Annotated in this window: 15 protein-coding genes; 6 read left to right on the forward strand and 9 right to left on the reverse strand. The window is 42.5% G+C overall.

The genetic code is table 11. The annotated features are described in order from the left end of the window. Positions 1-228: 228 nt before the first annotated feature. Positions 229-651 (reverse strand): hypothetical protein, encoded by a 423-nt coding sequence (locus WN50_RS22140; RefSeq protein WP_046279310.1) that lies wholly within the window; start codon positions 649-651, stop codon positions 229-231. A 270-nt stretch (positions 652-921) separates the two neighbouring features. Here WN50_RS22140 and WN50_RS22145 point away from each other — a divergent pair, with 270 nt between their 5' ends. The 3 genes from WN50_RS22145 to WN50_RS22155 all read left to right on the forward strand — a co-directional run bounded on the left by WN50_RS22145 (position 922) and on the right by WN50_RS22155 (position 3,363). Further along, complete coding sequence (locus WN50_RS22145) at positions 922-1,566, forward strand: esterase/lipase family protein (protein WP_046279309.1); 645 nt, start codon at positions 922-924, stop codon at positions 1,564-1,566. A 128-nt stretch (positions 1,567-1,694) separates the two neighbouring features. Next, positions 1,695-2,513, forward strand: coding sequence for a TIGR00297 family protein (locus WN50_RS22150; protein WP_046279308.1), 819 nt, complete (start codon positions 1,695-1,697; stop codon positions 2,511-2,513). An 88-nt stretch (positions 2,514-2,601) separates the two neighbouring features. Beyond that, positions 2,602-3,363 carry a peptidylprolyl isomerase gene (locus WN50_RS22155; RefSeq protein WP_046279307.1) on the forward strand — a complete coding sequence of 254 codons (762 nt, stop codon included), beginning with the start codon at positions 2,602-2,604 and terminating at the stop codon, positions 3,361-3,363. An 80-nt stretch (positions 3,364-3,443) separates the two neighbouring features. Here WN50_RS22155 and hetR read toward each other — a convergent pair whose 3' ends face one another. From hetR to WN50_RS22170, 3 genes are all read right to left on the reverse strand, one after another. Next, positions 3,444-4,346: a heterocyst differentiation master regulator HetR gene (hetR, locus tag WN50_RS22160; protein WP_049560785.1), complete on the reverse strand. Its 903-nt coding sequence runs from the start codon at positions 4,344-4,346 to the stop codon at positions 3,444-3,446. A 548-nt stretch (positions 4,347-4,894) separates the two neighbouring features. Continuing rightward, on the reverse strand, positions 4,895-5,161 hold the full coding sequence (locus tag WN50_RS22165) for a hypothetical protein (RefSeq protein ID WP_046279305.1): 267 nt from the start codon (positions 5,159-5,161) through the stop codon (positions 4,895-4,897). A gap of 385 nt (positions 5,162-5,546) precedes the next feature. Continuing rightward, the gene (locus tag WN50_RS22170) at positions 5,547-7,553 is read right to left on the reverse strand and encodes an FAD-dependent oxidoreductase (RefSeq protein WP_082172523.1); all 2,007 of its coding nucleotides are present in this window, start codon (positions 7,551-7,553) and stop codon (positions 5,547-5,549) included. A 144-nt stretch (positions 7,554-7,697) separates the two neighbouring features. Between WN50_RS22170 and WN50_RS22175 the strand changes: the two genes are divergently transcribed. Both WN50_RS22175 and WN50_RS22180 read left to right on the forward strand, forming a co-directional pair. After that, complete coding sequence (locus WN50_RS22175; RefSeq protein WP_046279304.1) at positions 7,698-9,260, forward strand: SLBB domain-containing protein; 1,563 nt, start codon at positions 7,698-7,700, stop codon at positions 9,258-9,260. A gap of 293 nt (positions 9,261-9,553) precedes the next feature. Beyond that, positions 9,554-11,830, forward strand: coding sequence for a GumC family protein (locus WN50_RS22180; RefSeq protein ID WP_046279303.1), 2,277 nt, complete (start codon positions 9,554-9,556; stop codon positions 11,828-11,830). A 378-nt stretch (positions 11,831-12,208) separates the two neighbouring features. Here WN50_RS22180 and WN50_RS22190 read toward each other — a convergent pair whose 3' ends face one another. The 5 genes from WN50_RS22190 to WN50_RS22210 form a co-directional block, all read right to left on the reverse strand. Beyond that, complete coding sequence (locus WN50_RS22190; RefSeq protein WP_063847413.1) at positions 12,209-17,302, reverse strand: sacsin N-terminal ATP-binding-like domain-containing protein; 5,094 nt, start codon at positions 17,300-17,302, stop codon at positions 12,209-12,211. Positions 17,303-17,354: 52 nt separating this feature from the next. Beyond that, the gene (locus tag WN50_RS22195) at positions 17,355-18,719 is read right to left on the reverse strand and encodes an S-layer homology domain-containing protein (protein WP_235441072.1); all 1,365 of its coding nucleotides are present in this window, start codon (positions 18,717-18,719) and stop codon (positions 17,355-17,357) included. Between the two features lie 76 nt (positions 18,720-18,795). After that, positions 18,796-19,479: an SDR family oxidoreductase gene (locus WN50_RS22200; protein WP_046282396.1), complete on the reverse strand. Its 684-nt coding sequence runs from the start codon at positions 19,477-19,479 to the stop codon at positions 18,796-18,798. 110 nt (positions 19,480-19,589) lie between these two features. Continuing rightward, positions 19,590-20,798 (reverse strand): 8-amino-7-oxononanoate synthase, encoded by a 1,209-nt coding sequence (gene bioF / locus WN50_RS22205; protein ID WP_046282395.1) that lies wholly within the window; start codon positions 20,796-20,798, stop codon positions 19,590-19,592. After that, a complete protein-coding gene (locus WN50_RS22210) occupies positions 20,798-21,031 on the reverse strand; it encodes a hypothetical protein (protein ID WP_046282394.1) in 234 nt (77 codons plus the stop codon). Before WN50_RS22210 ends, bioF begins: the two co-directional genes overlap by 1 nt. A gap of 193 nt (positions 21,032-21,224) precedes the next feature. Between WN50_RS22210 and WN50_RS32630 the strand changes: the two genes are divergently transcribed. Next, positions 21,225-21,392, forward strand: a complete 168-nt coding sequence (locus tag WN50_RS32630; protein WP_072075632.1) for a metallothionein — start codon at positions 21,225-21,227, stop codon at positions 21,390-21,392. Positions 21,393-21,448: the final 56 nt, after the last annotated feature.

A 21,448-nucleotide genomic window follows, 5' to 3' on the forward strand; every position in this document is an offset into this window, starting at 1 on the left:
CCATTAATATTTTGATGAAAGCATTGCAAGGGTTAGCACAACTACCGAGGGGCACTCGGAAAGTAACGCCTGGGGATGAGATGATCCACTGCTTAGAGGGAGAAATCCCAAAAAGTAAGGTTGCTCGTAGAGCCAGGAAACCCCGTCAGTGATGATGGGAATCCGCCTCCATAATCTTTTGATTTGGAGGTGGAGGATGTCAATGCTGTTAAGAGGTTCAGACTCGTCCTAGCGAGACCCAACTTGACCCGCCATACTCTTAAACATATTCATGCTTGGACCCGGACGACGACGGGTGCAGGTCGATTTAGGCATTAAATAGTCGGGGGCAAAGGTCATTCCCGCAGGTGTAGGTTCAATACCGTTATTGAAAGAAGGCAGTTCTTTCGGCTTCACGGATATCGCCTCAATTGTCGCCTTAGCCTCCTCTTTAGCTTCTTGAGATGCAGGCTTTGCTTTCGCTTTAACAGTGGTCTTCTTGCTGCTCTTTTCTGCTTTTTTGGGTTGTTCTTCTTTCGCTTGAACTTCTACGGGAGCAGGTTGAGATTGTTGAGGAGCGGATGGGGTTTGAGCTGAGTCAGTTCCTTTTCCTTCCTCAAGCTCTAAAAAATAATCAGACTTCTTACCAAAGCCAAAAACTTTTCCTATCATTTTATTTCCTCTATTTTTTAAGAAATATTATGCTGCTAGATTAGAGGAAAACCGCAAGAACTGTCTACATTTATTAACATAAATTTACATTTAACGTAAAAAATAATACAATCTTCGAGAAGATAAGTAAAAATACTGAGTGAATTGTTGCAATTCTTGATGTGATTTTCAGAATTTGGTGATCCGTCACTTGATTAACTGTACTATTCCCTCTCGAACACCTGTTAACAGTAGTTTATCTTGTGAAAAAAGTTCATTTGTTGCCTTCCCATGAACAGTACCAGTAACCGCAATCCCGTTATCCTGATTCACGGTATATTTGACACTACGGCGATCTTTCGGAAAATGTCAGCCTATCTCACCCAACAAGGATGGGAGGTTCACAGCTTTAACCTTACCCCGAATTATGGGTTTTTAGGGCTAGACCGACTCGCCGCACAAATTACGGACTATGTAGACCGAACCTTTTCACCGGATCAGCCTGTAGACTTAGTAGGTTTTAGTATGGGAGGTTTAGTCAGTCGCTACTACGTCCAACGCTTAGGGGGTATCAAGCGGGTACAACGCCTGATTACCATTTCTTCTCCCCATAATGGCACTTTAACCGCATACTTTTATGTAACTCCCGGTACTTTACAAATGCGCCCTAAGTGTCAATTTGTAGAAGATTTAAACCAAGATATCGCCATCCTGGATCAGATTAACTTTACTTCGATTTGGACTCCCTTAGATGCGATGATTGTACCTGCGAGTAGCTCTCATTTGCCTGCGGGTCAAGAGGTTATACTCAATGTATTGTTTCATGCTTGGATGGTACAAGATCCTCAATGTCTTCGTATTGTTGCTGAAGCTTTATCTGCTCCCCTGAAAACATCTTCACCAATAACAGTCACTCAATACCAGTCACCAATGTAGGGGCGGGTTCTGTGCAAATCTATGTCACTCACAAATAACCTAGATAAACCCGCCCTTTCAGTCACCCGTCAAAAAAACTGTAAACTGAAAAGGCTGATAACTAATTAAAGTTTAACTGCAAATTTAAGATGCAAAATTTTAACCTAAACGGGAATGATTTATTGTTCGCAGCGAATCCTTGGGTGATCGCGATCGCCTTAAATACAATTTTACTCAGTCTAGTTGCGATCGCCCCGAAAAAATTATTGACAGGAGCGGGAATTATTCATGCGTGGATATTAGGGGTATTAATTTGGGGTTGTTTAGGTTGGCAAGGCTATCTCGTCGTCGGATTTTACTTTATTGTCGGTTCGGGAGTAACTCGCATCGGGATGGCCGAAAAAGAAGCCGCCGGAATTGCCGAAAAACGGAGTGGCGCCCGTGGGCCTGAAAATGTTTGGGGTTCAGCTTTAACTGCGGCGTTGTGTGCGATCGCAATTGTGATCATTCGGCTTTTGTCTTTAGAAGCTAGCACAATGGATCAGTTTGTTTCTTTGTTGCTCTTGGGTTATGTAGCCAGTTTTAGCACCAAGCTTTCCGATACCTGTGCCAGTGAAGTGGGAAAAGCCTATGGTCAGCGAACATTTTTGATTACGACTTTACAGCCTGTTGCCAAAGGGACGGAAGGAGCGGTTAGTTTAGAGGGGACGGTTGCAGGTATTGTTGCTTCGGTTGTTATTGCTTTAGTGGGTTGGGGAGCGGGTTTAATTGACGCGATGGGTGTTGTTTGGTGTGTAATCGCAGCTTTGATCGCAACGAATCTTGAAAGCGTGATTGGGGCAACTTTACAAGCTCAGATCAAATGGTTAACCAATGAGGTGGTAAACTTTATTAATACATTAATCGGAGCCATTGTGGCAATAGCACTTGCTCTGATTTGGAATTATAGCCAAGCTTTGCCGACTTAGAACCTTTGTTGAGACGGAGAACTTCGGGTTAGGATAGACTAGCTCGCTTATTTCGTGCAGTTGTTTTTTGTTGAAGAAGTGATTTATTATGGCTCAACCTTTTTTAGTGGTTAATGATGAACCCATTACATTGGGACAGTCTTTAAGGTATTTGCAATCCTCGGGTAAGTTGCAATCTTTTATCGGGGAAATGCTGCGCCAGTATATTCTTGACAAGGAGTTAGCGTCCCTAGAAAATCAAAATATTAATTCATCGGCGGTTGAACAAGCGGTGATTAATTTCCGATTGGAACGCAATCTCAGTGATCCCCAAGCGTTTCAGCAGTGGCTCGATAGCAATCAAATGAGTTATGACTCCTTTCATCAACAAGTTGAAATGGGATTTAAACGAGAAACTCTGAAGCTATCTATTGTTCAATCTCAATTAGAAGCATTTTTTGAAGAACGCAAGCCTTTTTTAGATACGGTGATTCTCTCACGAATTGTCGTTGCGGATTACGAACTTGCAGAAACGTTACACCGTCGCATTCTGGAAGAAGAAGCTCGTTTTGAGCAACTGGCGCGGGAATATTCACTGACACCGGAACGCAGTGTTAATGGGATGATGGGAGCGGTTAGTTTAGCGACTTTACCCGACAGTCTCAAAGCTGTAATCCCTGGCACTGCACCGGGACAAGTTGTTGGCCCTGTGGAGATTGAAGGACGCTGGTGTTTGTTTCGAGTTGAGCAATTAATTGAAGCTTCTTTTGATGATCCAAAATTGAAACAAAGACTGCAAAACGAGTTGTTTGAAAAGTGGATTAATGAGAAGCTGAAAACTTTGACGGTTAAGCTGCAAATTAACGATTAAACATAAAGGTGAGTGCTAATTGCTAATTGCTAACGGTCAATCGGAAATTAGCGATTAGCGATTAGCATAAAAATTACAATTTATTCATCTTCTTTCGGGCCGAAAACAAACTGTAAAACCATCGGTTCTCCACCCGTTTGATGATAGCGATCGGCCCATTGTCTGAGGATTTCATCTAACTCTTCTAAAGCTCGATCAATGCGATCGCTCGGAATATCAAGTTCCTCTAATGCACGCATGACTTTGGGTTGACGTTCAGCCCAGTCTCTCATTGGGCGGAAGTATCGAGCCGTATCTTCGACCATGACATAGGTGCGTTCTTCTTGATCTTCGGGAGAATAAGACCCACGGGAGAGAGCGTAGAAAGGCATTCCCCAAGGAGAATCAATTTTAGTCACAGTACCCGAATAAATCAGACGACGCTTGATGTGTTCGGCTAAAGCTTCACTTAAAGCCATTCGCCGACTGGGATCTAAATCTTCTTGAGATCGTCTATGAAGAAACTCAATTAACTCCATAAATTGAAAGGAATTAATCAGTTGAGCATCGGGTAAAAGTTTAGGGAGTTTGCTTTCGATAACGCGCTTTTCTTCTGGAGTCAGACCATTACCAGGAATACGAGGTTTTCCCGGTTGCCAGGGATATTGTTCTAACCAAACAAAGGGAAACTGGATTAGGTAGCGAGGCTCTTGAGACCCCAACATTTTCAACAGTTTTCCTTCGGTCACAGCTTGTCGAACTTCTTCAACAATCACTTTGACCCGTTTGGGTTCAATATGGTGCAGGTGTCCTGTCATCCGCAGGTTTTGATCCTGCTCCATATAGGTCATGTAAATCGCACATTTAGCGGCAGTAGCGGCTGCATCTAGAAAAGCCCCATGCCGATGCCCACTGGTTCGCATGGCACTAAAAGCCAAATATAACATGATCTGATCCATCGAGCTGGGGCTAAGAGTTTTGATCAGATCGGTATCTTTTCTCATGATTTTCCTTGAAATAGCCTAACTTGGAGGCATGGTATCATCCTCCGTTAACGAGCGCTTAGGGTTGAACTTGCTCAATCTTAACCTAAGCCAAGTCACCTAATCACATCGCCCATACCAATCCTTGCCCCTGATGTTGATGAGGCATGAGTGTGATCGTGAAGTTTTCATCCGAATCACGTACCATAGCACCCTCTGTTCTCAGTCAGTCTGCACTGCTGTGGGTATATTATATAGCAGAAATCAGGAGACAGGAGACAGGAGACAGAATTGAAACCTTTATCATAAAAGGATTTGACAGAAAAACAGTGTCCTAATCAACTCTTTCTCTGCTATAGCCTTAAAAATGAATAAATTTAGATGATTAGTTTACAGAATCTCGACAAAATACAAGACTGCTAACATCCAAACAGAAAAGGGGATTGGATGAATAGCAGTCTGATGAGTTACCTGAAGTTTATGATTGCTCAAGACGACATCCTGTGATGTTTTGAGTGAAGTTGTGAAAACAAGACTTGAGATGTCAAGATATAATCTCAATCCAAAGTTCACCTGTCCTGAGCATCTTTACGGCCACTACCGCGACGCAGAAAGATAGAATTGTCTTCGGAGTTGGTGATTAGACTGTCTGCAAAACGCGGTCCATTCCCTTGATCGGGTCGAGAAGGTGGGTTATTCATCACGTTTGCTGACATCATATATTTGTGGTTTGCTAATTCTAATAAGTCCATTGATTGAGGATTTGTGGCTTGAGCTTGACCAGCGATACCAACGAATAAAAGGCTAGTTAGGGTTAAAACTGTTGTGACTTTCATTGGGATTAGCTCGTAATTAATCTATCCATTTCCTGATACGAACCTAAGCTGACTAGATCAGGATAAGATTGAAATTTTTTTAAATAAAATTTTCTGACGTTACAATAGAAGTGGGTCTTTCAGTATTTTTACGGAAACGCAACCTAAAACTCAGGCAATTTTCAGAAATTGACACAGACTTAAAGCCGTAATCTCTAAAAACACATCACAGTCTAGTCTGAGTCAGATTTTGATCTGTCACACTCAGGCTTGCTTTTGTTTAGAGAGTGCGGGATGTTGAAACTGACAACGATCACCGAACAATCATCATTACTCGAAACCAATTGAGAATTATTCTATTGTTATTGAGGGTCTAAACGTAGAGGATGACCCGAAAATATAGACCTTAAATTAAATCAGAAATGCTAGATTGGGATTTCTTCAATTCTTCACCCTCAACCTGTAATTTAATCCTCAAAACTTCACTCAAGTTCTGAGCGGTTGGAATGATCCATTGAGACTGATCAATGGCTGATACCATTAACCAGTGACCGGCTTGATTGAGTCGTCCTTTGAGGGAAATTTGAGAACCGTCTAAATACTGTTTTAACTGCTGATCAATCTCTGGATAGAGCGTTACTAACGTCCAGGTTTGATGTTCAAGTTCAGGGGGAAAAGTCAAGGTCAAGGTATAATCTTGTTCTTGACGATGATGCAAAATACCCGAAAAATGATTCTCCAATTCTTGGGTTTCAGCCTTCAATAAATTGGGATTAACTTCGGGATAAAAATTGACCTGATTTGACGCTTTGATTGTTGGGTTTGTTGGATCAAAATCTGAGATCGGCAAATTTGATAATGTTGAAACAGAATCTAAATGACAATACCCACTCGCTGGATAGGCTTCGGGATGTTGGAGATAATAACACTGCTGATCTAACCAATTGGGATGATTCGGCGGTAAATTAAATAGGGGAATGATTGCCGCAGGTGCAACCGGATCATGCAATAATTCTTGTTGTAACTGACGTGAAGGTAATTCTCTCGGCTGACAATGGTATTCTACACACAAAGCTGCCGCCATTCCAGCCGCTTGTCCAATTCCTAACACGACAGGTTGCAAACGAGTCGCACCATTGGCAATATGAGACACAGAGATATTTTTTTCACAAACCAATAAACCGTCTGTTTCCTGGGGAATTAACGCCCGATAGGGAATCGTAAACGGTGTACCTGTCCAACGTCCGCCCCATCGTAAATACTTCTGTTTGACAGGCAATATTCCCTGAGTGTAATGATGATCATTGGGATAATTTCCAATGGCGATCGCATCACATTCACCTGTTGTATAATTGATAGGGAGAGTCGCAACATTTCCTCCCGGCATCGGCAAAATATCCTGTTCGCGAATTGTTGTCAGTCCTTGCAAGCGTCGGCTTTCTCGATAATATAAATGTAGGGCGAAGGATGTGTCTAGAAGATTAATAGGATTAGTCGGTTGCTGAGGCGGAAAAGTTCCCACTGCTAAACCATAACGGCGTCCGAGTTCCATCTGAATAAAGCGGACAAAACTCTGAGTATGCCATCGGCTTTCTTGAAAAAATTGTTGCTGTTGGGCGGGAGATTGAATTAACCGATCTAAATTTTCTCCGTAGTCATTTCCCCGACAAGGCCAATTAATCATCATCAACCCGCCCGGAAGCCGACCATAATTGAGGAATTGTTCAGGCGTGTAACCCTCCCAAGCCCCAACAAATTGATTAGGATTATCGACTTGAGGGGCGGGAATTTCTGGAGAAACGGCATTTTCCCCAAAATCTTGCAGAATTGCCACCCAAGTCGGGGCTTGTACGGGAGAAGATTTTGTTAGAGAATTAGCAACAATAGGCGCACTCGGTTCTTCCCATTCGGTTTGCAACTCCCAACCCCAACGATAGGGAACTGACCCTAGAGCCAATAAATCCCCGAGTTCGGTAGCATCTACAGTAATTTCAGCATAAACAGTAAACTCGGAGAACCGCACTCCTGTAATTTTATGGTTGTGTTTGAGGACTTCTAGGGGTTTGTAGCCGGAAATCCACTGTAACTTGGGTTCTTGGAGTACCCAGTCGGCAAAGATGTCCGCTCCCACACGGGGATCAAAGGTAAAAAAACTCACCCAACCCCAATCTAATCCTTCGGGGTGTCGGCGTTGTAATTCTTGTAAAAAAGCGCCCCACAACCCGGTTTGAAAAGCGATTAATTCGTTGCCATCCGGTGCGGATACGCCTGCTGAGGTCAGCATTCCTCCCAACTCGGTGAATTCACTGACTAAAATAGTATTGGCGCCTCGACGGGCAGCTTGCAGCGCAGCAGCAACACCGCCTGTTCCCCCACCAACGACTAAGACATCAGCATTGAGTTGGTCGATCATGGTTGTTTCTGGGGTTGGGGCGACGACAACAAATTAGCTTACCATTATTAGCCGATTGTGGCTTTTTGGCAATCGGTTTGAGAGAGCTTATATTGGAACTCGGGGTGGCAATGTTTTGAGGTGAGCAGTCGAAAATTAATCGAGATGAAAACTTTGAGCGATTATCAACATCTTTTTCAGAAAACAACAATTGCTTCCATAACGCTTTTGGGATTTTCTCTGCCCTTGTTTGTGGGCGTTGAAAGCGCAAAGGGTCAGTTTCTTCCTCCTCCACCTGTTGCGGTTCCCACGCCAACGGTTAATCCTGCACCTGCACCCATTTCTGAGGGGTATATTCTTGGTGTAGGCGATCGCGTCCAAATTGATATTTTTAATGTTCCTGAGTATAGCGGCCCGAATGGTCAACATCAGGTTTCCATTGATGGTGCGCTGAATTTGCCTTTGGTGGGGACGGTGCCTGTACAGGGGTTAACAACCGAACAAGCGACAGAAGCGATTAAACAGCGTTATGCGGAATATTTACAACGGCCCTTGATTTCACTGACTTTGCTTTCGGCGCGTCCGATGCAAATTGCGATCGCGGGAGAAGTTCAGAGTCCCGGTGCTTATACCTTCTCTGGGATAGCAGGCGGTAACGCTATGCCCGGTAGTGTAACACCTAGTTCTGGCGGTTTGCAACTGCCTCGTGTGACGCAACTGTTGCAAATGGCGGGAGGAGTGACGGCGTTGGCTGATATTCGTCAAGTGAAAATCCGTCGTAAACAGCCTGGTTCTACTGTAGAGCAAATTCTGAGTGTGGATTTGTGGGAACTGCTACAAACGGGAGATTTGCGTCAGGATATTAGTTTGCGAGATGGAGACACGGTTTATATTCCTACTGTAACTGATCTTGATCGCGTGGAAGCCCGTCAAGTGGCGGTGGCGAATTTTGCCAGTTCGACGTCTCAACCGATTAGTGTAGCAGTCGTGGGAGAGGTGAACCGTCCAGGAAGCCATACGTTAGCGGCGTCGCAGACTACACCCGGCGGATTTGATCCTGAAAATCCTCAACAACCGACGGCTTCTCCCAGTGTGGAAGGGATGGGAGTATTTACGGTGACGAGGGCGATTAAAACCGCAGGCGGAATTACAGGGATGGCGGATATTCGCAATATAGAAGTTCGTCGTCTCAGTCGCACGGGGACTGAACAAGTGATTTCTGTGGATTTGTGGTCGCTGTTGCAAGAAGGGGATTTGACTCAGGATATTGTACTCCAGCAAGGGGATACCATTGTTGTTCCCACAGCTAGCGCCTCGAATTTTAATCAGTCGGATAATGTGGCAATGGCGAGTTTTTCTCCAGATGCCGTTAAAATCAGTGTCGTTGGAGAGGTAATGAGGCCAGGGCCGATTCAAGTGCCTCCGAATACTTCTCTTAATCAAGCGCTGGCAGCAGCCGGGGGATTTAACCAGTCTAGAGCCAATACAAAGAGCGTAGAATTAATTCGGGTTAATGCGAATGGAACGGTGGTTCGACAAACGATTGCCGTTGATATGTCTCAGGAGGTGAATGAGCAGAATAACCCGATTTTGCGCCATAATGATGTTATTGTCATTGGACGTTCTGGCAGTGCGGCTTTTCAAGATGGGGTTGGAGGAGTATTAGGGAAGTTAGGCCCCGTTAATGGAATTTTTGGCGTACTGAGATTTGTGGGAATTTTAGATTAAAAATTGGTAAATTTTCGGGTGTGAGGAGCTAACTTAACCCGATTCTAGACTGTTAATTGCAGGGGCTGAGTTTTGATTGATTATCCTGAGAAATCAAGCAAAATATTCAGGGTAAACTTTTAATTCTAAACACTTGAAGCTGTCTCCTTCTCAGGATATGATTGAGATAAAGCTTTAAACTTTCAGTGACTAGAATCAGCTTGGATTGCTATCTTTATCGTTTTCAGTTCGGTTGGTCATCTATTGGGAACAACCTCGATCAAAACGCTTAATCAACAACGGCTTATACTACAATGAACACCGGAAAAAATATTCAAGTCTCAGTCTTTCATCCCCAGAACACAAACCAGAATTTTGCAACAGCCTATCCTCTAGAAAGAGGTTCGTTTGTTTACCATTCTGATATTTATTCTCAACCCCATTCTCGGGGGGAAAATCAATTCTGGAAAGGGATTTGGCGTCGGGCGATTTTAATCTTAGGAATTACTGCGGCTACGACATCCGGGACTTACCTGTGGACGAACCATCAAACCCCAGAGTATCGCGGTTCATTTCAACTGTTTATTCCTGAGAATTCATCCCCAGAAATGGGAGAAACTCTTTTAGAACAACCGCAACCGGAACTCAGTTATGCGTCTCAAGTTAAACTGCTACAAAGTCCCAAATTAATGTCGGGAATTATTGAGACGATTAAAACTCGATATCCTGAAATGAGTTACAGTTCGTTATTCAATAAAAAAACAGGTCAAACTGCCTTTGAATCCGATAAATTATCGATTAATCCCATTCCAGATACTCGTATTTTAGAGGTGAGTTATCGGGATACAGAACCGCAGAAAGTGCAGTTTATTCTCGAAAATATTGCGAAAAGCTATATTGATTCTAGTCGTGAAAAAGAACGTTTCGACCCGAACCGTGAGAAATTGAAATTAATTGATGCTCAACTTAATCCTTTGCAATCTAGGGTTGAAACGATTAAAAAAGAACTGTTGAATCTACAGCAGAAACATACCTTTATTACACCAGAAATAAAAACCCAACAACTCACCGAACAAATTAGTCAAATTGAAGCGGAAAAACTGGAAACACAAGCGCAACTTGAGCAGCAAAGAGCAGGTTATTTAATGTTGCAACAACAGCTCGGACTGCAACCCGAACAGGCAATGTTAGCCTCAGCTTTAACGCAATCTCCGCGTTATCAAGCGTTACTCCAAAAGTTGCTGGAACTCGAAACCAATATTGCCATAGAATCGGCTCGGTTTACCAGTAAAGCCCCACAAATTCAAGCCTTACTCGACCAACGCGAACAAATTTTACCCTTATTGAGTCAAGAAGCTGAACGGGTTCTCGGACAGGATTTGGCGAATATTGACCCGAAAATTTTATCCTTTCAAGACTCGATTCGTATAGGATTAATTCAGCAATTAGTGACAACGGCGAACCAAATTTCCATGTTGGAAATTCGCACCCAAGTTTTAGAGAAAGCCGCTCAACAGTTTAATCAATCGGCTGAAGGTTTTCCGGCTGTCATGCGACGTTATAGCGATTTAGAACAAGAATTAGAAGTTGCAACCAGTCGTTTAAATGATTTATCCCTTAAACGTCAAGAACTTCAGTTAGTCGTCACTCCCCCGCCACCGCCTGCTTGGGAACTGATTGCCGAACCCAATATTCCTCGCAACCAACAGGGTGAACTGATTAGCGTTTTTCCGATTATGCCCTTAAATTTAGCGCTCGGTGGACTAGCGGGGTTAGCGTTGGGAATTGCAGCCGCACAGTTGCTTGAACGTTTAGATAATGTTTTCCACAATACCAACGAAGTCACCAACCGAGTACCGCTACCGTTGTTGGGTGTCATTCCCGCCAGTGATGAAGCGTTGATGCTTCCGGCGGCTACTCTGCCTCGGATAGCGGTTTCTCCTCAACGAACCTATGAACCCAGTTGTACGCCGTTTCAAGAGGCGTTTCGTTCCCTGAGTGCGAATATTCGCCTGTTAAACCCCGAAAGTCCAGTTCGTTCCTGTGTGATTAGTTCCGCAACCCCTGCTGATGGGAAGTCAACCGTTGCGATGAACCTGGCAATGGGGGCGGCAGCGATGGGACAACGGGTGTTGTTAGTCGATGCTGATTTGCGTCAACCCAAAATTCACCGGATGTTACAACTGTCTAATGAACGGGGTTTGAGTGATGTGCTGATTCAAAATCTAGAGGTTCAGGAGGTGGTACAGAAAACCCTCGGCGATGAAAATTTGTATGTGTTAACGGCGGGTCAACCGATTTCAGACCCCACACGCTTGTTATCTTCGACGGTGATGCAGGCGTTAATGCGTCAGTTAGCCCAGGTGTTTGATTTAGTCATTTACGACACGGCACCGTTGTTAGGGTTGGCAGATGCGAACCTGTTAGCGCCTCATACCAGTGGGTTAATGATGGTTGTAGGTGTCGGTAAAACTGACCGGGCGGCAGTTGATTTAGCGTTGCGAGAACTTCAGATGGCAGGTGTTCCTGTGTTGGGAATGGTAGCCAATGGAGATAAGCAGGAACGCAAATATTACGCCGCTTATTATTAAACTCTAAAAACGGTTGTTTTGAGAGGGAAATTAACCACAAAGGCACAAAGTCACAAAGATTCTCTGTATTAGTGGTTGATTTTAGCTTTGAATAGGAACCACAAAGGCACAAAGTCACAAAGATTCTCTGTATTGGTGGTTGATTCTAGCTTTGAATAGGAACCACAAAGGCACAAAGTCACAAAGATTCTTGTTCTTGGTGTCTCTGTGTCTTGGTGGTTGATTCTAGCTTTGAATTGGAACCACAAAGGCACAAAGATTCTCTGTCTTGGTGGTTGATTTTAGCTTTGAATAGGAACCACAAAGGCACAAAGTCACAAAGATTCTCTGTCTTAGTGGTTGAATCTAGCTTTGAATAGGAACCACAAAGGCACAAAGTCACAAAGATTCTTGTTCTTGGTGTCTCTGTGTCTTGGTGGTTGATTTTAGCTTTGTAACAGTGGGATAACTGCCGTTTGCAATTAAATTCCAGTTCAAAATCAAGTCATTAGAATCAGCCGAAAATTCTATTCCCTGATTTAATTCTGCTTGTTGTAAGGTTTGCCAAACTTCCCGAATTTGAATCATCTCAGGGCGGTTTGGGTTGCTAACAGAAAAACAAACAATCAGTAGTTCAGCCGTTGGAGTTTGTTTGAGAAATAACCATTCTTGCTCTTGTAGCGAGAGCGTTACTGAACTTGAATCAAGCGTTTTAACAATGACTTGAATTTCGGGTAAACTTTCACTCTGACAAGACCAATCAAAAACTTTGTTATTCCCTAGATTAATAGTATCATAACCCAGGTTTTTATACAAGGTTTTGGCGAATTCTTTTGATGAGGTTATCTCTGAACTCGCAGTTTCAGAGTATTGGGAAGACGATAAACTGCAAATTCTCAATTCATCCAAAAGTGAGTGTATTTGAGTCGGTTTAGCATTTATTAAACTTGCTAAGGGGAGTAAGTTTTCTAAGCCAAACTCACCGAGATGATGATTCAAGCTTTCTGTTAAATAAGATAGCATAATCCAGCGATTGGGACTACTGAGAATATAAAAGGTGTTTTGTGAAGTATCGAAATAATCGGTTCCGGGTACATCTTCTGCAATTTGCAATTCATCCTGCAAAAATAAGTTAACGCTAATTTGACTTACGGGTTGAACTTTGACTTGAGTTAAAAAGTTACTATCACAGATGAACTCTAAATCCTGTTCGTGAACAAATAACCGTTTTAAGCCTTCTAAAAATTCTGTTGAATTAATCGTAAATTGCCATTTTTGACACCATTGTAAACTTTGGATATCTTCAGTTGGATGAACATCAACAGGTTGTTCACTCACATCTCGCAGTAATGAAAGACTTCCGCTTCGTTTGGCTAATTTAGGAGAAATTTGAGGATGTAGCAGGCGTTTGGGTTCAATATAGTCTTTTCGCCAAGGTGCATCGGGAATTAAAATTTCTGTGGCTTCACACAACACATTCGCGGCTGTTAATAACAGAATATTATCAACTGATTTTTCCTCTAAATCGAGTTGTAATTCCAACCGCTTGAACACCTGAATTATCGAGTTAATATCTTCTTCCGTGAGACTCAAAAACCCGGTTTCTTGTTCTTCCGCAATTTCTTCAATAAAACAGAGGTAATCTTCTACAATTGGGGATTGACGTTGACCTAAAAGTTGATAAACTTCTCCAATTTTATGACAAAATGAAATGGTAGTTCGACGTTTACCAAAAAATGGAACAGGTTCAGTAAACACATGAACGGGTTTCCAAAAGGTTTGGCTCGACTCATCCCATAAACAACAACGCCCTTCAAAACGTTCTCGAATATTCTGACGTTGTTCCTCTGTTGTCTGACGGTTATCGACAAAATTTTCATAGAGATATTGATAAATTTGACGCACAGAGTTGAGGGTTATTTCTGCTTTTTGGGGTGTGGGTTCTTCTAGAGTTTCCCAAGTTTGAATAACGGCTTCAAAATGGTTGATAACATCTGCGGGAGCAATTATTATAAATCCTAGTTTTTCTTGAATATGTTGAGGAATCTGTTTTTTTTCAATGGAAAAAATAGGCTTCTGACTCGCTACCCAATAAGCTTCATCAACAAAACAAACTTCATCGGCTTTATAGAGTCTATTTTCCGGCGAAATTGCAGCCGCATAATTATTGAGAAATTCCAGATTTTGTTCGACGGCTAACCACGCTTTTTCTCGCAAGGCTTCCGCCAGAGTTTTACTCCCATTATTAACTCGATGATCCAAAATATTGCTATTTTTTACAACATAGGAGAATATTTCTAATACAGCATCTCGAACTGTGTCTATTCCTGAACGAATAGCCATTTGAATAAACTGTTCGATACAAGCAAATATATCCTCAGCATTGGGACTATCCTGCATTCCCAGTTGAGAGAAAAACTTCAGCCAATTTTCAAGTTCTTCTGTATAAAACTCAACATCAGGAAATACCGCTTGATTCCCTAAAATTGTTTTGACAATTTCCCGCTCTGGATGGTAGATTAAAGTAGGCGATCGCAATCGTCCATCGTTACACCGTACTAAACGTGCTTTTTTGATTTTATCTAACAGTTGAGAATAGTTACTCGGATTTTCTTGCAAATCTGATTTAATACTGTTGAGATTATCTCGTATCCAAGCCAAAGCAATCAACTGTTCTTCGTCGGAAAGGTAGGGATATTCTCGCAGCAAACAGTCTTGAATAAATGTCACTTTATCCAAAACGGGAACTTCCAAAACTTGGAAGAATTTCAGCCATTTTGTTTGAAGGTTTCCTAACTTCAGCAGTTTAAGTTCACCGCCAATTTCTGGGGGTTGGTAGCCATCTTTAGGAAGATAAACGGGTTCATCGGTTAAGTTCACAACCTCATCAGAAACCGTGAGGTAAATGGGAAGTTGACGCAACTTTTCCAAACGTTCGTCATTATATTTGTTGTCACCCGTCACCCATTTTTTATCGGCTAAAAAGTCGAGCAATACTTCACAATGTTCGGGATGATAGGGAGAAAGTCCCGGTTTATAATAACTGTGAATGGTATCGACTACATCGGAACCTGTTAAAAACCAAATCAGTTGATTATCTTGTCGGTTTGCAAAGTCTATTATCGCCTTTTCCAGCTTGGGCGATGCGTTAACGATTTTTACGCCAAAATATTGTAAAGATTCTAATGTTTGCTGACTGATATTTCCCGAAATTGAGTTATCATAAATTAGCGGTGTTGTCTCCGAACCTCCCCGATAGAGTTTTCCATCTGTTGCGGGAACCAGGGGAATTGTTTTCAGTTTTTCTTGAACCTCGGTATTTAATTTTTGGTCTCGGGTAGGGAAGTAATGTGTAAAATACTGATAAACTTTCGTTAGCCATTCTGTATTCGGAAGTTCAGTATTATCAGAACTCAAAGTTAAACTATCAGCATTTTGGCAGTCTAAAATTATAGCAAGTAGAATTGCTACTTTTAAAGGAGTCATTTCTGAAACTCCTGTATAACTTGTAGAGACTATTCCTGATAAATTTGGATGAAGGAACCATTTGGGATAACTAACAAAAATTTCTCGAACTAAGCTGATATAAGTATTGTCAACTTTAATTCTAGCATTGTCAACATAAACCGTTCCAATTGCATTATATCCAAACACTTCTAGCTTGTTATTGGCTAAAACCGCTAACGGTAAACCCCGTAAATCTGAACAACCATCATTCACACAATATCGGAGTAAATGGTAAACCCAATCTAACCGTTTTAAACAGGGTTTGGGAGCATCTTGCAACTCAACATTCAACGAACGATTTTCAATTAAATGCTGTCGTAAATTAGCGGAAGAAAAGGGTTGTATTTGACAATTCAAAGCTTCAAATGCTGAGAGAATTGCTTGGGGTAATTGCGGTTCGGCAATATCAATTTTCTCTACTCGTAACGGTTCCAATAAATGTTTATACCAATCTCCCGTCAAAGTTTTAACTGTATTTGGACAAACCCAACGAGTGCTTGAAATCACTTTTATATTGTCTTGAATTTCGACGAGTTCTGTATGTTCAACCGCAGAACGAACGACGGGTTTACAATAAAGAAGCTGAATGATAAATTGATTCAGATGTTCTAAAGCTTTGCTGGTTGTTATTCTTTGAATCGGCCAAAGTTGATAATATTCTTGCGGATTATATTGTCCTAAATCTTCGACTAAATCGGCAATTAAATTCGCACAAGCATGGGAAACAACATGACGCACTAATAACTGATTCCAAATGGCTCTGGGACGGTCTTTTCCGGTTTGTCCGAGGTCACTGCTGAGGTTATCTCGGGAACTATTTAAGTTAAAAAATCCGTTAATATGTATCGGAAACTCTGTTTCTAAAGGAAGCGGTAAAAAGCAATAAACTCGCCCCCGAATGGGTTCAGTTTTTTCTCCCTGACAAGAAGTAGAAATTCGAGCCGCAGCCCCCGCCCAAGGTAATACTTTCTCCTGACTTTCATACATGGAGGTGATCACATTTGCGAGTTCTTCACCGTCATCAATTCTAATCACTTGCGCCACTCGCCAAATTGATGTTATCGTTTGTTTTAAACTAACCGTTTCGATTTCATGGCGATAGGAAATAGCGGCAGCGTCTTGATGGCAGTGTTCAATCAATAAATTAAAATCATCAGGAATTGCATTTAAAATCTTTTGACGGGCTTCTTGAACCTCTTGAGTATTTTTCGTGGTAATTCTGAGAATTTCTTCTCGTGTTCCGTCACTATCCGCCGGAATTTCATAAACATGAATAGACTGAACCGACTTGAGAAACAGCAACAATTCTTCGCCACTCGCGATTAATTCTTGCAAAAGTTCTCTAATATTAGATTCAGTAAATGCTTGTTTGCGAATTTCACTTTCTTTCGCCTGTGCTTTTGTTCTTAACGGTAAACGAAATAATGTTCCTTGAAAATCTTCGCTATTTTTGGGAAGTCCTCCCGCTTCGTAAACCTTCATAAAATCGGGATAATTTTCCCACCATCGAGGTGCAAAAATCCATTCTCGTCCCGGTTCTTGTCTAGAAGTACCCGGAACTGCATTTCCGTGAGGGTCAAAAAAGATGAGGCGATTTCGAGAGATAAAACTCGGATAGTCTGTCACGTGATAAACTGCGTTAAACCCAACACCAAACCGTCCGGTTTTTTGTAAATCTTGGGCTTTTTCGCTTTGTCCTAAACTGCGAATACTGTTAAAATCTCGCTCGGTAAATATGCTATTATTATAAATGAGCATTGCAGGCCCTAACAGTCTAACCATCCGTTCATCAGGAAGGTTTGAAGCTGAATGAGTCCGCCAGTCAAGAGTGATTTCGACTTGGGTTGCTCTGGCATCATCTGCATTTTGAATCAGTTCTTTAATGATACCAACGCCTTCAGGATAATCTCGAATAATTCCCCGCAAACGAGCAATTAAAGGTTCAAACTGATAAAATGAGGTTCCCGTGATTAATTCATCGCTCATCGCTTACCAACAAGAATTTTTGGTTGAATTTTAAACGGAATTGAGTAACAACTTAGTTGCTAGAATTTTCACGCTCTTGAGTCTGACGTTGAGCTTGTAAAACGTCTTGGGCGGAAATCCCATCACCTTGAAATCCAAAATACCACAATGCAGAAGCGGCTTGAGCGCGAGTGACAGGTTTTTTGGGTTGAAATAAAGTCGTAAACCCAAACACTCGGCGAATATTGGCGTTGTCACCGTTATCAAAATCGGCTAAAATCGCTCGCAACGAGTTAGAATCAATTTTACTGCTATCTTGGAACCCCCAGCGTTCTTGAACTGCATCTACAGTGGCTTTGGGTAACGCCTGACGGGTATCTAAGGGAACTTTCCACAAAATCATCTCTTCGCGGGTTAGAGGCGCGTCAGGGCGAAATGTAACGGCGGCGCTATCTCCTGACAACGAACTTGAGATTAAACCCGCTTCGGCTAACCCTTGAATTTCGGAAAAGTTTGGATGCGTTGGGGGAACATCGGTAAAAACAGGTTCATCGCTGGGAACTCCCAGACGAATTTGTTTGGCGGAGGTATTGCTGTAAAAGTTGTTATTGGCGTTGACTAACCATCGCGCAAACTCGCCTCGTGTTATGGTGGCGTTGGGGTTCGCTATAATTTGATCGCGGTTGGCGGGGTCTTGAGTACGTCCGGGTGAAGATTGCAATATGCCTAATTTTGACACATCACTGACAAATTCTCGCAACTCTTGAGGAACAGTTTCTAGGGCGGGGGAGGGGTTGGAAACTTGGGGTGAATTTGTCGGAGAGGGAGTTGGGGAAGCGCTAGGAGTCGGCGACTCTGTAGGGGTGGCAGAGGGAGTCGGTGTATCGTTAGACGTGACAGGTGGAGGCGGAGGGGGAAGGGGAATTGTCGAGATAGATTTGTCAGAGTTTTTCGCAATATTCCCATCTTGAATATAACGAATCTCGAAGTTTGTTTCTGTGCTAGAGATGGAATTGGGTTCTAGAGAAAGGCTGACTTGTAAATTATCTTGACGGGCGACAAAAGAACCTTCGCCCTCGGGGTTGGGACGTTCAATAATTTGCCAATTTTTGCTTTGAAATTCCTGTTGGTAATAGGTTTCGACTACGTTAATGGGATCACTGGTTTTCCAGCGAGTAATCACATCGACTTCTGACTCTTTTTCCGATGCGGTGACATCTTGCAGTGTGGCGTTAGGATAAAGGGGAATTTGCGACGGAAAATTTTCAGGTAGCTGGACGAAGGTTTGATCAGTATTGTTGGAATTGGACTGATCAAACGGTTGATTATTTTGCAGGAGGGGATCGGGTTTAAATGCCTCTTCGAGTGAAGAATTGGCACAGGCGTTTAAAGAAGCGATCGCGATCGCTAAACCAGCTAACTGAACGAAACGTCTCACGGGTTTACAGTTGAAGTCAATGAGTGAACAGAGTTGATTTTGACGGAGCATCCCCAGTCTACAAACTGTATTTTAATTATACCGGAACACTGACCGGAACTCCGTTTTCTTTGGTGGAAAGTTTCAAAATATAGGGAACGGCTTTTTTCACCCAAACGTTTAAGGGGGTGTAGGAAGCTGCATCTTCACCATAGCAAACTTCGAGCATATCGGTGTGAATCATTCCCGGACTTAAAGGAATAGCGGCTAAACCGGGCGGTAACTCTTGGGCGAGGGCTTGAGTCAGTCCTTCTATCGCCCATTTTGATGCACAATAGGGGGCGACTTGCGGCGAGGTTGAACGTCCCCAACCTGAACTTAAGTTAATCACAATTCCCTGTTTTCTTTCGATCATCGCGGGTAATACGTGGCGGATAACGTGGGTAACACCTTTGATATTGACATCAATGACTCGAGAAAATTCTTCGCTGGGAACTTCCCAAAGGGGCGCTAAATTATTAACCAATGCTGCATTGTTAATCAAAATATCGGGGGCGGAAACTTGCGATAAAAAATCTTTCGCCCAGGTTTTGACTTGATTTTCATCGGTGACATCCACAACGGTAAAATGATGGGGTTTACCATATTTTTGACTCAGTTCTTTAATGGCTTCTCGCGATCGCGCACAACCAATAACAGTATGTCCTAATTCGATGAAATCTTCGGTCATCGCTTTACCTAAACCCCGACTCACCCCTGTAATTGCAATTACTTTAGTCATTTTTTCCTTAATAAACTAACAGTTGAAACTTCCTTTTGGGGAGGGCTGGTTTAACAAGGTTGTTTTCAGAAGTTAAAAATTCTCTCTGACCCCGCCCCTACAGAATGAACTCAACCGACTTCTTCGTTTGTTAAAATTGAGAATAACACATCGACTAACTTTTGTAAGTGATGTAATTTATGAGTAGCCATTAGTGTAATCCGAATTCGGCTGGTACTGACCGTTGGCGGACGAATAGCCGGGGCAAAAATTCCTTCTGCTTTTAACTGTTGTCCGACCTTTAACGCCGTTGTTGCATTCGGAAGATGAACACAGAAAATCGGAGAATGAAAACTAGACCAAGACTCAAAAAAATTGTCTGTACTTGTCGTTTTTCCCTGGTGTTCCTGCAACAACTGCTTGAGCTTATTGATATTCTGCCATAATTGAGCGCGACGTTGGGGTTGTTGCTGAATTATCTTAACAGCTTCTAGGGCTGCTGCGGTATCAGCCGGAGTTAACCCAGTCGTATAGATCCAACTGGGGGAACGGTTTCGTAAAAAATCAATTAAACTCGCGCTTCCTGCTACATATCCCCCTAAACTTCCTAATGCTTTGCTGAGGGTTCCCATTTGAATTAACGGTTGTCCGGTACAGCCAAAATATTCCACACAACCTGCCCCTGTTTTCCCTAAAATTCCTGTTGCATGGGCTTCATCCACTAATAGCATACAGTTAAATTCTGTCGCTATTTCTAACAACTCGGGTAAGCAACATAAGTCCCCGTCCATGCTAAAAATACTATCGGTAATGATTAAAGTTTTCCGATATTGATGGCGGTTTTGTTGCAGAATTTCTCTCAAATCTTCGCTGTCATTATGCTGATATTCAAGAATGGTTGCACCGCTCACTTTTGCACCAGTTTTGAGGCTAGAATGATTGTATCGATCTGATAAGATTAAATCTCGTCTTCCTACTAATGCGGAAATTGTGCCTAAGTTTGCTAAATAACCCGAACTAAAAACAATGGCATCTTCTGTTTGTTTTAGATGGGCAATGGCTAATTCTAATTCTCGATGTAAATGGCGGTGTCCGGTGAGTAAACGTGACCCTGTTGTTCCGGTGCCAAATTTTTTTGTAGCAGCAATTGCAGCATCAATTAATCGTTGTTCTCCGGCTAACCCCAAGTAATCATTACTGGCAAAATTAATCAGTTCTTGCCCTTCTAAAATAACGGTTGATCCAGGACGGCTTTCTATCGCTTTTACACTGCGATACCAGTCCGCCCGGTGAATGGTTTCGAGCGATCGCTCTATCCAACTATAAGCATCTATTGACATTATTCAGACTCAGAATCTAGATCAAATTTTTCAGGATATGGAATTTCAATGCCTTCACCTCTAACCGGAGGTAGTTTCTCGACTAACCCCATGTTAAAAGCGATATCCGGTAATTCCCCGGCGATATATTTTCCCGGTTGAAAGACACGGCTGGGGGTAAAACAGGTTTGTCGAAGTTCCACGACTTCGGTTTCATCAAACATTCCTCGAAAGAGTCTGCGTTCAAGTCCCATAATCTATCCCTCTCGCCTGACAAGTGGATGGATTTTCTCACTTTAACATTACCCGTAAAAGTTATGGGTTTGAATTGATCTTTTTTTAGATTTTCTACGGATGAGAGAGCAATTCTAAAGAAAAGTTAAAAATATATCTGAATATCTGTTCAGATGTTAAATTTAAAGGAGAAGCTCACCCGGAGAAAAAGCCATGACTAGCGTTACTCAAATGAAATGCGCCTGTGAATCTTGCCTGTGTGTCGTTTCCCTAGAAAGTGCCATCAAAAAAGACGGTAAACCCTACTGTTCCGAAGCCTGTGCAAATGGCCATTCTAACGGTTCAGGCTGTGGTCATACGGGTTGTACCTGCGGTTCATAGTTAAGGGGGGGTTCTTGTAGGGGCGGGTTCTTGTAGGGGCGGGTTCGAGTTAACCT

The sequence above is a fragment of the Limnoraphis robusta CS-951 genome, from assembly GCF_000972705.2.

Excerpts from the sequence above, each read along its gene's own strand:
- WN50_RS22140 (WP_046279310.1), bottom strand. The coding sequence starts at position 651 with ATGATAGGAAAAGTTTTTGGCTTTGGTAAGAAGTCTGATTATTTTTTA.
- WN50_RS22145 (WP_046279309.1), top strand. The coding sequence starts at position 922 with ATGAACAGTACCAGTAACCGCAATCCCGTTATCCTGATTCACGGTATA.
- WN50_RS22150 (WP_046279308.1), top strand. The coding sequence starts at position 1,695 with ATGCAAAATTTTAACCTAAACGGGAATGATTTATTGTTCGCAGCGAAT.
- WN50_RS22155 (WP_046279307.1), top strand. The coding sequence starts at position 2,602 with ATGGCTCAACCTTTTTTAGTGGTTAATGATGAACCCATTACATTGGGA.
- hetR (WP_049560785.1), bottom strand. The coding sequence starts at position 4,346 with ATGAGAAAAGATACCGATCTGATCAAAACTCTTAGCCCCAGCTCGATG.
- WN50_RS22165 (WP_046279305.1), bottom strand. The coding sequence starts at position 5,161 with ATGAAAGTCACAACAGTTTTAACCCTAACTAGCCTTTTATTCGTTGGT.
- WN50_RS22170 (WP_082172523.1), bottom strand. The coding sequence starts at position 7,553 with ATGATCGACCAACTCAATGCTGATGTCTTAGTCGTTGGTGGGGGAACA.
- WN50_RS22175 (WP_046279304.1), top strand. The coding sequence starts at position 7,698 with ATGAAAACTTTGAGCGATTATCAACATCTTTTTCAGAAAACAACAATT.
- WN50_RS22180 (WP_046279303.1), top strand. The coding sequence starts at position 9,554 with ATGAACACCGGAAAAAATATTCAAGTCTCAGTCTTTCATCCCCAGAAC.
- WN50_RS22190 (WP_063847413.1), bottom strand. The coding sequence starts at position 17,302 with ATGAGCGATGAATTAATCACGGGAACCTCATTTTATCAGTTTGAACCT.
- WN50_RS22200 (WP_046282396.1), bottom strand. The coding sequence starts at position 19,479 with ATGACTAAAGTAATTGCAATTACAGGGGTGAGTCGGGGTTTAGGTAAA.
- bioF (WP_046282395.1), bottom strand. The coding sequence starts at position 20,798 with ATGTCAATAGATGCTTATAGTTGGATAGAGCGATCGCTCGAAACCATT.
- WN50_RS22210 (WP_046282394.1), bottom strand. The coding sequence starts at position 21,031 with ATGGGACTTGAACGCAGACTCTTTCGAGGAATGTTTGATGAAACCGAA.
- WN50_RS32630 (WP_072075632.1), top strand. The coding sequence starts at position 21,225 with ATGACTAGCGTTACTCAAATGAAATGCGCCTGTGAATCTTGCCTGTGT.